An 11,911-nucleotide genomic window follows, 5' to 3' on the forward strand; every position below is an offset into this window, starting at 1 on the left:
GTGCCAGCTGTTTATTAGAAGAAGATTAATTTTCGCATTGTTGCGGTAATTACTCAACGATTATATGCTAATTTAGAGGTCTGTAAATTGCCTATGAAGAAATATTTACTCTCGTTTGTCCTTTTTACGTTTGTTCTTCTCACTGGTGAATCAATAGCACAGGTCGGCTACACTCTATCCGGGCAAGTCACTGATGCGCAGACTGGTGAACCCGTTCCCTTTGCCAGTGTAGCGCTGGTTGGCCGTCGGGTGGGGACGTTAAGTGACGAAAAAGGACAGTTTTCGCTCGTCACGAAAACGCTTTCTGACTCACTGGCGGTAAGCTCGCTGGGTTATGCTACGCTACGTCATAAAATCGATCCTGATCGGCTGAACCAAACGTTCACGTTTCGGATGATACCAGCTGGGACGGCGCTGCAGGAAATTACCGTTCGGGCGGGGGAGAATCCCGCGTTTGGTATACTACGGCAACTTCGCAAAAATCGGTTGCTCAACGACCGCAGTCGTCTTGCCGGTTACGAATGTGACAGCTACGTAAAGACGGACATTGCGCTCAGTCGGATGTCGGATAAAGTGCGTGCAAATCCGCTGTTTCGGCGAATTAATGACGCCATGAAAGCGCAGGACTTACTGGTCGATGACGAAGGAAATAAGCTTGTTCCCATTCTGGCGTCGGAGTCCGTATCCCGCTATTACTACCGGGCCAATCCTAAACGGACGCGGGAAGAGGTGCGAAAGACTCGGATCAAAGGAATTGATGTCGTTGACTCTGAAATAAGCTCGCAGTTGTTGGGGGGCTCGACGCTTGTCAATCATAACTTTTTTGACAGCTATATTCCCATTCTGGGTAAAGATTTCGCATCGCCCATCGGTGAAAACTGGAAGAGCTGGTACGAATTCTTTTTGGCCGACACGACGCTGGTCGGGGGAAGAACCTGCTACGTAATCGAGTTTGAACCGAAGCGACCTGAAGACCTGGCTTTCACCGGAAAAGCCTGGATCGATACGACCACCTTTGCGCTCTGCGAAATTGAAGCTCGTATTGGCAAGGGAGCTAACCTGAACTACGTTCGTAACCTGAGCATTGCGCAGGAACTGGAACCTACTATTGATTCAGCCTCGGGATCAATGGCCACGACAGGCTGGCTGCCCGTCAGCGTTCGCCTGACCGCCGACCTGACGACTATGGGAAAACATGCCGTGGGCGTTCGGGCGCAGGTGACACTGCACAACAGTAACATCCTGGTGAACCGGCCTCTCCCGGTCGCTTTCTTCGATCAGCCGCTCGAGCCAAACGACTCAACGAATACCGATAACAAAGCGTATTGGCAGAACGTACAACAGACGCTGGCAGGCAGCGATTCGTTAAGTCAAGACGATTACAAAACCCGTCAATTGATTGATACCCTACGGAAGGCTCCCGCGATCAAAACCCTGGAAGCCATGGGTCAAATTGCGATTACGGGATTTTATAAAGTAGGGGGACTGGATATTGGCCCTTATCCTTATCTGTTTGCGTATAACACCGTCGAAGGCTTACGGACTCGAATTGGTTTCCGAACCAACGATGAGTTCAGCCGCAATTGGATATTACGCGGGTATCTGGCTTATGGTACTCTTGACCATCGTTACAAATACGGCGGTGAAATCGACTATATCCTATCGCGACGGTACTGGTCGCTGCTTGGCGTCCGGATGTCCTACGATCTGGAACGGCTGGGTCTGACGCCCGAATTGATTGGCGGAAATCGCCTGTTTTACGCGCTAAGCCGTTTCGGGAAATACCGCGGGGCGTATGCCAGCCACCAAAAGGAAATCTTCTTTCGGGTGGAACCCATAAAAGGGGTTGTGATCACAACAACACTGGGCAGCCGGACCTTCGACCCGATTTTTCCCTTCCATTTCCGCGCAAAGCCCGAGCTGGACGATCAGTCGCCGTTACGGTCTGACATTACCGATGCCTATTGGGCAATCGAAGCTCGGTTTGCTCGCAAAGAGAAATACATCATTGATGGCAATGAGCGGATCACACTGGGTACCAAACGAGCGCCTGTTCTGACAATTCGCTATACGCACGGCACACAAGCATTTGGCAGCGATTATACGTATGGGCGCATCACCATGCGGGCACAACAGACGCTACGATTGGGTGTGATGGGACGGATGTCGTATCTGCTATCGGCGGGCTATACGCCGTCCAAGCTACCAATGCCCCTGCTGTTTCCGCATATCGGTAACCCAACTCCGCTGCTGACGATCAATACATTTAACCGGATGCAGTTCTACGAATTCGTGAGTGATCGATTTGTCGCTATTCACGTGCAGCACAAGTTTGAGGGCTTACTCTTTAACCGGATTCCGCTGATTCGAAAACTAAACTGGCGACTGGTAGCTAACGCTGATGCACTCTGGGGCGGGCTGTCAAAAACAAACCAGGCGTTCGAAACGGGAAAACCATTGGCCAGTGGGTTTAAACCAACGCACTTCGGTGCACTCAACAGCGCCAAACCTTATCTGGAGCTGGGCTATGGAATTGACAACATCTTCAAACTGTTCCGGATACAGGCCATCCATCGATTGACATATCTGGAGCCGAACCGAAACGGTATTCCGGTTGATAAGTTCGTCATAAAAGGGTCGGCAAACTTCAGTTTCTAGCCGGTAAACTAATCTTTTTAAAGCGGGGCTGGTTTAGTGATAGACCGCCCCGCTTTCTTTTCCGGGGCGTCTGTTGAGGTATGGCCATGTCACTCGTTGCTCCCATTACGGTCCGAAAGTTTACCGGCGAAACGTCCGTCGAAGTTCCGGACCTGCTGGCTGTCGAAGAACCACTGGAAATCCGACTGGGCTTTGGGCCCGTGGACGACCGGCAACAGCGATCTGTATCCGTGACCATGCGTACGCCTGGCCATGATCAGGAACTAGCGATGGGCTTTTTGTTTACGGAAAGTATTATTCATCGCCCAGCTGATATTGTATCCTGCCGTCATTGCGTGCAGGATGTTGATAAAGAGGGAAATGTAATCCGGGTGGAATTACATCCTGATGTTGTGGTTGACTGGACGCGTCTGGAGCGAAATACCTTTACGTCGTCCAGTTGCGGCCTTTGTGGCAAGGCTACGATCGAAGCTGTTCAGGCCTTGACACCCGGCCCCATTACGTCTGATTTTGCGCTGGAGGCTTCCGTTTTGCACGGCTTGCCTGACCAGGTACGTGACACACAACGTGCCTTTGCTTACACGGGGGGCATTCATGCCGCAGCGCTATTCGACGCCACTGGAAAACTATTGCTGGTTCGCGAGGATATTGGTCGGCACAACGCGCTTGATAAAGTGATTGGAGCTGCCTTCTGGAATGGCTGGCTGCCACTGACACAGTACGGAATTTTCCTTAGTGGACGGATAGGTGTCGAGCTGGTACAGAAGAGTTGGATGGCCGGTATACCGCTGTTAGCAGCAGTCGGCGCTCCCTCAAGCCTGGCCGTGCAAATGGCCCAGGAAGCGGGCATGACGCTGGCTGGCTTTGTCCGGAACGACCGTTTCAATCTATATAATGCGTTTTCTCGCGTTTCGTCGTCACAACTCACCATCGTTTAAGGAGCTTCTGCGTTCGGTACTAGTATCGTCAGCGCCTGGGGACGAACTTGAGCTTTCAGTTCAGTAAGTCGACCTCGATATTCGCCATCAACCTGGAAATAAGCTTTACGGTGGGTAGCAATGCTGACCGATGTAGCGGGGAAAATCTCAATCTTCTTGGGGTCGAAGGGCTCGAAATGCCAGAACATCTTGATGATTTCCCAGATCGTCAGCCGTCGGAATATAACCACTTCAAACTGACCATCTGACAGATCACCATCGGGGTTGATCATCGCTCCGGTGCCGTACATGCGTGCATTGGCCAGTACGATCATGAAGGCTGCCCGTTGAACACATTCATCACCCACGTTGATCTCAACGCGTAACAAACGGTGTTTACGCAGCACTTTAACTACCCCACGTAAGTAGCCCGACATGCCCCGTAAGTTATTCTGCTGATAGTTTTTAATCAGCTGAGCATTCATGCCGATATCACTCAGGTGCAGGCAATAATCACCGTCATTAATCTCAATGAGATCGACAGGTTTTTGCCGGCCCTGCACCAGAACGTTCAGACTGGCCGTCATGTCGGTCGGAATCCCCAGTTCACGGGCCATACCGTTTGCCGAACCAGCGGGTAGTATTCCCAACGGAGTATTGGTGCCCAGCATAGCTTCGGCTACGGATTTAATGGTCCCGTCGCCCCCAACGGCTACTACCCGATCGGGTTTGACTTCCTTTATTTTCTGGGGTAACGTGTTGGCATCAGTCTTGCCATCCAGAAAAAACAGATCGATTTGATGAGGGAGGTTCGCAAAGTGATTCTTGATTCCAGTCACCCAGTCGTCTTTGGCCTTGCCCCCCGACGCGGGATTAATTGCGAATAAAAAGGTCAACTTCTTAGCTGATTATAAGTTCTATGTACCAAGTGTACTGCTCAATGTATGAATACTTCTTTCGCCAAACCTTCCAGGAAACAAACGCTGAGTCTGAAAGGAAAGCTGATGCATTACGTCATGACGTGGCTTCGCTTAACAAATCGTCCCACCGTTAAGCTGTACCGTGGCTTCGGTAACGCCGACAAGCTAATCATTTTTGGTCATGTCTTACGCCGGAGTGCTTTGCCACGTAAGCATTATCGGGACAATAGTCTGGTCAACTTGCTGGCCGTGTTGCGGTTGTTTCTGGTTAAACCGCAGCCGCACGCATCTGTCCGGATCCGTTGCGTTGGTCACGTAGTGGAAACACAAGCCGAAGCTGATGGTTTTTTTCGGGCTGAAATTCTGCTTGACGAACCGCTATCGCCGGGGGAATATCCTGTCAATGCGGAATTTATAAGCCAGACGTTAACGCCTGAGAGAATCCTGGGAACGGGAACTGGGCAAGTGTACGTACCATCATCAACAATTTACGGCTGTATTTCTGATATTGACGATACATTTTTGATTTCTCACTCGTCCACGATCACCAAGCGATTACTGGTACTACTCACCGAAAACGCCCATAGCCGGGAGCCGTTTGATGGAGTCGTTTCGCATTATCGGCTTCTGGCCGAAGCTGACAGTGGTCCCCAAAAGCAAAATCCATTTTTTTACGTATCGAGCAGCGAATGGAATCTGTATGATTACATCCTGGAGTTTTCGGAGAAGAATGGCTTGCCGGAGGGCGTGTACCTGCTGAACCAGATCAAACGGCTTTCTCAGGTGTTGCAGACGGGAAAAAGTAAGCACCTAACCAAATTTGACCGGATTGCTAGTATTCTCGAAACCTATCCGGACATGCAGTTTATTCTGCTGGGCGACGACTCTCAGCAGGACCCTACCATCTACGAAACCGTCGTGCGGCATTATCCGAAGCAGGTCCGCTGCGTCTATATCCGGCAAATTAATCAGGCTAATCATTCGGCTACCCAGGAACTTGTGGAAAAGATCCAACACGCGGGTGTAACTTGTTGTTATTTTAAGCACAGTACTACCGCTCGTGAACATTCGCTGCAGGTGGGGCTGGTTGCATCCTGATCATCAGCTTGGTAATCAACAAACAATGAATCCTAACACCCCACCCGAAGAGTTAACCGGCGAGCTGGAGCTCGGCAAGCCTGCTACCGAAGCCGCTGGTATGACGGCTATCGTCAAATCATTTGAGCACGTACTTCACGGTACCGGTATGGCACGTGGTTGGAAAGCTCTGGTCAATCTAAACCAGAAAGATGGTTTCGACTGCCCGTCCTGCGCCTGGCCTGATCCTGACGGACACCGGTCCAGTATTGCTGAGTACTGCGAGAGCGGGGCGAAAGCTGTCGCGGATGAAATCATGACGCATCATACGGGCTCACCGGTCCTGTTTCAGCGGTATGCCGTGGCTGAGTTACTACAAAAGCCTGATCTCTGGCTAAGTCAGCAGGGAAGACTGACGCAGCCCATGATTTTACGTCCTGGTGCTACGCACTATGAGCCTATTGCCTGGGAGGATGCCTTCCGGCTGATTGCGGGAGAGCTGAACGCGCTTGATTCGCCCGATGAAGCCATCTTCTACACGTCAGGGCGGACCAGCAACGAAGCCGCGTTCCTGTATCAGTTATTTGTTCGGCAGTATGGCACGAACAATATGCCCGACTGCTCGAATATGTGCCACGAATCGACCAGTGTGGCTTTAGCGGATACGCTTGGCCTGGGCAAGGCGTCGGTGAAATACGAAGACTACGAAAAGGCCGACGTGATTATGATCATGGGGCAGAATCCAGGAACGAACGCGCCCCGGATGCTGACGCCTTTGGAGGTATGCAAACGTAACGGCGGTAAGATCATTTCGGTCAATCCGCTTCACGAAGCAGGGTTGCTGGCATTCAAATACCCGCAGAGTCCGCGCGACATGCTGCTGGGTGGCGAAAAATTGACGGATGTTTTTTTGCAGGTACGTATCAATTCTGATATGGCGCTGCTAAAAGCTATGGCCAAACTGCTACTGATTGAAGAAGCCAACAGTGCCGCCGTCGGGCAGCCTGGTCGGGTAGTTGATCATGACTTCATTAAAAACTACACGAGTGGCTACGAGGCTTACGTAAAAAGCCTGGAGCAGTTTGAACTGAACGATCTGGCGGCTCAGTGTGGCCTGACGGTTAAGCAAATTCAGGAAGCGGTCGATTTATTTAAGTACACGCCTAAACTGGTTATCTGTTGGGCGATGGGCCTGACTCAGCACCGGAACTCGGTGGATACGATCAACGAAGTTATCAACCTGCTGCTCCTGAAAGGAAGCATCGGCATCGAAGGGGGAGGAGCCAGCCCAATTCGGGGGCACAGTAACGTACAGGGCGACCGGACAATGGGCGTTTGGGAAAAACCCAAACCGGAGTTCCTGGATGCTCTGAAGCGAGAGTTTGGCTTTGAACCACCCCGCGAACACGGCCTGGACACGGTTGGGTCAGTCAAGGCAATGCACGAAGGCAAGGCAAAAGTATTCTTTGGCCTGGGCGGTAACTTCGCCATGGCTGTGTCGGACACGGACTATACCGCTGAAGCGTTACGGAACTGCAAACTAACGGTCCACGTATCGACAAAACTCAACCGAAGCCACCTGATTCATGGCGAGACAGCATTGATTCTACCTTGCCTCGGCCGTACGGATCGGGATATGCAGGCTAGCGGAGAACAGTTTGTGAGTTGTGAGAGCACAACGGGAGTAGTGGCTCAATCGCATGGCGTTGTCGATGCTGTCTCGGCCTCGTTACGTAGCGAAGTTGCTATTCTATGCGGGTTAGCTAAAGCGACACTCGGTAAAAAATCGGCTGTTGACTGGGATCGGCTCGTGGCGAACTACGACGAGATTCGGGCGCTGATTGCCAGAACGGTGCCGGGGCATGAGAATTATAACGAGAAAGTACGGCAGCCGGGCGGGTTCTACATTCCGAATGGACCCCGCGAACGTAAATTCAAAACGTCCGACGGGAAAGCGCACTTCACGATCAGCGCGCCGACCAAACACGAACTCCAAACCGGCGAACTGCTGCTGATGACCGTCCGGAGCCATGACCAGTTTAACACGACAATTTACGCCAATGACGACCGGTACCGGGGTATCTATAATGAGCGTCGGGTCATCTTCATCAACGAAGAGGATATGAAGAACCTGGGGCTACAGGAAAAACAAGTTGTTGATTTACATAGTGCTTATGATGGTAAGCGACGCACCGCACATCGGTTTGTTGTCATTCCGTACAATATCCCCCGTGGTTGTGTAGCAGCCTACTACCCCGAAACAAACGTCCTGATTCCTATCGACTCCGTGGCTGAGAAGAGCCGGACACCTACGTCAAAGTCGATTGTGATCACGGTAACACTATCGGCGACGTAAGGACGAGAACGTAAAAAGGGTTATCCACTGACTCACTGGTGAGTGGATAACCCTTTTTACGTTCATCTCTCAGAAGGCGGGATGACAAAAAAAACAATGACTCTCGTCACATCAGTACGTTCTCATCAGGTTTAAGAGCCCGGTGTAGCTTCCATGTTTGACTTTTTGAGTCATCAGTGATCATGTTATAAAGCATACCCGAAAACTTAATCGTCCGTCGAGGCCCCTCATCCAGGGAAACATAAATGTCATGAACCGGCCCGCGCAGTTGACAGTAGTATTTCCCACTAGTTTTCACATTAATTCCATCTTGGCGAACTTCTGCGTACACCGTACCGTCTGGCTTAAACTTAATAAATTCATAGCCGCCGGTGAACAGTCGATGATTGTACTGTCGCTGGGACGTAAAGGCAAAACCGGTGTCTTTATGGCGGCAGCCATATGAGCCGAACAGCACTACCAATACTGGTAGGAGGGTTGTCCATTTTTTCATAGTAGAATCGACGTCGTGTGGTTAAACGTGTTACTATGGAAATATAAGTGTTTCGATTTACTTCGTCGCAATGTAAAAGAAATCCAGGCTACCGGCCGGATCGTTGCTGACCAGATAATCCGTGTAGTTGATCTCGGCGGCAATGCCATCGGCTTGCAGGAGCCGGTTCCGGTTCAGACGGTTCATCAGGTCGTAGGGGACCTGGAGTAACCGACGGGGCAAGCGGTATTGCAGGTTGAAAATGTCGAACCGAGTCAGCTTTTTCACCGATTCTTTATTCTGCTCGTAGTACGTCATCACTTTGTCATTACCGTGAATGCCGCGTGTGTTCACTGTTGGAAAATACTTGCCAATTAAACCTTTCAGGCCATCGGCATAATATTCGCGGACGTGCCAGGGATTACGAGTCAACGAAAACGTTTTGTTGACCGTCGTTAGCAGGAGTTTACCACCTGGTTTCAAGACACGATGAGCCTCTTTGATGAAAAGATCGTCGTTTTCAATGTGCTCGATCACCTGAAACGTAACGATATAATCGAATGTATTGTCAGCCAACTTGCTCAGTGGTGGAATGTTGGCGGCAATGAATGTCGACTGTGGATATTCAGCGCTGAGAGCGGCAATAAGCTCTTCGTTCTTGTCGACCCCGGTATAATGACTGGCCGCTCTGGTCAGCAGTTCGAGGCCCCGACCCCAGCCACAGCCAATTTCAAGCACGTTACCGCTAACGATCTGTGCGGCCTCGACGTAGGGAAACAATAACCGCTGGTGAACCGGATTATCGGATGCAATTTCAGCGGAGGTGATTTCGGTGGTTTTGTACATGCGTTTGCAATTCGGACAGTAAAATTAGTCTTTTGCAGAAGTAAAGAAAAATGAACAGCGTTGATAAGCAGAACGCTGTCCTTTTTTCGTTATGAGTAAGCAACCAAAACAGTGCCTGGTACGGTACCTGATTCCGACCGACGGTCAGGCAACTGCCAAGCAGAAAACGCAAGAAATCTGTTGTTTATGCGGATAGTATCTTCTCTACTACTCATTACGTTACTGGCGGCCTGTTCGACAGGCAAGCAGACACAACAAACCCGTCGGCGCGAAATGCAGGAGCGGATTAATGCCGCTTATGACGCCCGCACGGAAGCGCAACGGAGCAGCCCTCAGCGCGGCACCGTAACTCCGACGGGTAATACGCCAGCGCCAGCTGGTACACCTCCGCAGGTACGCACGGCTGCGCCGGTGCAGGCAGTTGATAACGCGACCGCACCCGTGAGTACTACGAGTGACTGGGCCGTTACGTCGATCAAAAGTAAATTTCTGGCGATCGACTCGACCAACGCCCGAGTGTACATGGACCTGACGTTCCGATCACCGGCGGGTGAGGGCGGAATCAATGCTGCCGATTTCGCCCAGCATTTCCAGGTCGCTTACATCATGTATCCCGACTATAATAACCGGGACCGGCTGGGCTACGGGAACGTAACATTGAACGAACAAGCCATACAGCGCCAGGACGATCATCTGCGACTGGTGTTTGACATAAAGCGGCCGAAAGAAGTAAATATTGCCGTTTTGCTCACGGAGGTAACCGAAATAAGTAGCGGTACTAAAGCCCGTAACGATCTGACGCTCCGGTTCGGCAATACGCAGTTAAGCGATCGGTATTCGCTTTTTGATCGGAATGGTCAGCAACCCAAACTTCGGCATTACGTCAGCGCGGGCGACACGGTAGTAATTGGAGACGCTAGCAACAGCCGCAAACAACTGTACGGCATTCGTTACAAACACGACTTTGAAGCGGCTTCGTCGCCGATGAATACCGGTGCCCGGCCTGTGTCGCGTTCGCTAGTCGTCGACTCAACGTTGACAATCACCACGAATCAGCCATTTGTATTGCCGCAGGAAGGTTTGTATTACTTCGTTGAAGATACAACAGCAGCCGCGGGGATCGGTCTTGTCGTGACCGATAAACGATTCCCAAAGCTGACGCGCCCGGAGAAATTGATTAAGCCCGTGCTCTATATGAGTACCAGTTCGGAAATTAATGAACTGAACCAGGCACAGGATACCAAAAAAGCGTTTGACCGCTACTGGCTGGGTCTGATGGCAGGCAACCAGGACGTAGCCAAAAATACGCTCCGGGCTTATTTCGACCGGGTTGAAGATGCAAATCGTCTGTTTACGACCTACAAAGAAGGCTGGAAAACCGACAAAGGTATGATTTATATCATTCTGGGAGCGCCAGACCGGGTGCAGCGGAACCGCGAACGCGAGGTTTGGGTTTATAACCGCCGGGCTAATGCCTCGGAAGTGAATTTTACGTTTACCAGAAAACAAAATCAATTTGTCGAGGATCATTACGAGTTGGTACGCTACATGGAGTACCAGCCGGTTTGGTACCCGATCGTCGAAGCATGGAGAACCGGCGCAATCCGCGAGTAAATCGCCCCAATCAGCATAAAAATTACAACCGGCCAGCACAGACCGGTCCCGGACCTGACGAAATGGTGTTCGGGATTCAGTCGGTTATTGAAACGTTACGTTCTGACCAGCAGATCGATAAGCTGTACATGGAGAAGGGGCTGAGTAATCCCGATATTCAGAATCTGGCTTTTCAAAAACGGGTAACTATCCAGCGGGTACCGCCCGAACGGCTCGATCGCCTGACGCGTAAAAACCACCAGGGCGTTGTTTGTTTGATTGCGCAGGTCCAGTACGTTAAGCTGTCAAACGTCATTGCTGACGTGTACGAACGGGGCGAAACGCCGTTTTTCCTGTTGCTGGATCGCATCACTGACGTTCGGAACTTCGGTGGTATTGCCCGGACGGCCGAGTGTACGGGCGTGCAGTGTATCGTCATTCCGGGTCGGGGAGCTGCCGCGATCAATTCCGACGCGATGAAGACGTCATCGGGAGCGCTAAACCACATTTCCGTCTGCCGGGAGCCAGACCTGACCGAAACCGTTAAATACTTACAGGAGTCGGGTATTATCGTCGTAGCCTGTACCGAGAAATCGAGCCGCGACCTGTACGAGCGTAGTACTGATCTGCGCGGACCCATCGCCATTATCATGGGTTCGGAGGAAGATGGTATCTCGCCCGAACTGCTTCGGATGGTGGATACGCACGTAAAAATTCCTCTGCTAGGTGAAGTTGGTTCGCTGAATGTATCGGTCGCAACAGGGGTCGTGCTTTACGAAGCCGTCCGGCAGCGGAGCCAACCGGCGAGCGAGTAAAAGATATACAGTCAAGCAAAAAAGCCGACGCTAAACGATCTGTTTAGCGTCGGCTTTTTTTGTTTATAGCCGAAGCTGCTGAGTTTCACCTGCGATATAAATGCCTATCTAATTGTGAGTTAACCGACTTACGCGCTTTAAGGTAGCTTCATCAAGCTGGTTCAAACTGGATTGAGCGTAGAAAAAAATAAAACGCAAAAAACTTTGACGTACTATTTTTGTTTCTACATTTGTAGAGCAAGTTCTATAAATGTAGA

The 11,911-nt window shown here is 51.0% G+C and carries 9 protein-coding genes; 6 read left to right on the forward strand and 3 right to left on the reverse strand.

The annotated features are described in order from the left end of the window. The first annotated feature begins 93 nt into the window (after positions 1 to 93). Together ACYVAD_RS22285 and fdhD are read left to right on the forward strand one after the other, a co-directional pair. A complete protein-coding gene (locus tag ACYVAD_RS22285; RefSeq protein ID WP_461141752.1) occupies positions 94 to 2,658 on the forward strand; it encodes a DUF5686 and carboxypeptidase-like regulatory domain-containing protein in 2,565 nt (854 codons plus the stop codon). Between the two features lie 86 nt (positions 2,659 to 2,744). After that, positions 2,745 to 3,596, forward strand: coding sequence for a formate dehydrogenase accessory sulfurtransferase FdhD (gene fdhD / locus ACYVAD_RS22290; protein ID WP_461141962.1), 852 nt, complete (start codon positions 2,745 to 2,747; stop codon positions 3,594 to 3,596). On the opposite strand, the gene ACYVAD_RS22295 is transcribed toward fdhD, so the two are convergent. Next, on the reverse strand, positions 3,593 to 4,471 hold the full coding sequence (locus ACYVAD_RS22295; protein WP_461141753.1) for a diacylglycerol/lipid kinase family protein: 879 nt from the start codon (positions 4,469 to 4,471) through the stop codon (positions 3,593 to 3,595). The genes fdhD and ACYVAD_RS22295 overlap by 4 nt on opposite strands. Before the next feature lie 48 nt (positions 4,472 to 4,519). Here ACYVAD_RS22295 and ACYVAD_RS22300 point away from each other — a divergent pair, with 48 nt between their 5' ends. Continuing rightward, positions 4,520 to 5,593: an App1 family protein gene (locus ACYVAD_RS22300; RefSeq protein WP_461141754.1), complete on the forward strand. Its 1,074-nt coding sequence runs from the start codon at positions 4,520 to 4,522 to the stop codon at positions 5,591 to 5,593. Between the two features lie 25 nt (positions 5,594 to 5,618). Continuing rightward, positions 5,619 to 7,928 (forward strand): FdhF/YdeP family oxidoreductase, encoded by a 2,310-nt coding sequence (locus ACYVAD_RS22305; protein ID WP_461141755.1) that lies wholly within the window; start codon positions 5,619 to 5,621, stop codon positions 7,926 to 7,928. Positions 7,929 to 8,034: 106 nt separating this feature from the next. On the opposite strand, the gene ACYVAD_RS22310 is transcribed toward ACYVAD_RS22305, so the two are convergent. Both ACYVAD_RS22310 and ACYVAD_RS22315 read right to left on the reverse strand, forming a co-directional pair. Continuing rightward, complete coding sequence (locus tag ACYVAD_RS22310; RefSeq protein WP_461141756.1) at positions 8,035 to 8,421, reverse strand: hypothetical protein; 387 nt, start codon at positions 8,419 to 8,421, stop codon at positions 8,035 to 8,037. Between the two features lie 57 nt (positions 8,422 to 8,478). Continuing rightward, positions 8,479 to 9,246 carry a class I SAM-dependent methyltransferase gene (locus ACYVAD_RS22315; RefSeq protein ID WP_461141757.1) on the reverse strand — a complete coding sequence of 256 codons (768 nt, stop codon included), beginning with the start codon at positions 9,244 to 9,246 and terminating at the stop codon, positions 8,479 to 8,481. A 186-nt stretch (positions 9,247 to 9,432) separates the two neighbouring features. On the opposite strand from ACYVAD_RS22315, the gene ACYVAD_RS22320 reads away from it, so the two are divergent. Further along, the gene (locus ACYVAD_RS22320; protein WP_461141758.1) at positions 9,433 to 10,860 is read left to right on the forward strand and encodes a GWxTD domain-containing protein; all 1,428 of its coding nucleotides are present in this window, start codon (positions 9,433 to 9,435) and stop codon (positions 10,858 to 10,860) included. Beyond that, positions 10,833 to 11,654, forward strand: coding sequence for a 23S rRNA (guanosine(2251)-2'-O)-methyltransferase RlmB (gene rlmB / locus ACYVAD_RS22325; RefSeq protein WP_461141759.1), 822 nt, complete (start codon positions 10,833 to 10,835; stop codon positions 11,652 to 11,654). Before ACYVAD_RS22320 ends, rlmB begins: the two co-directional genes overlap by 28 nt. Positions 11,655 to 11,911 lie beyond the last annotated feature (257 nt).

It is taken from the genome of Spirosoma pomorum (assembly GCF_054776615.1).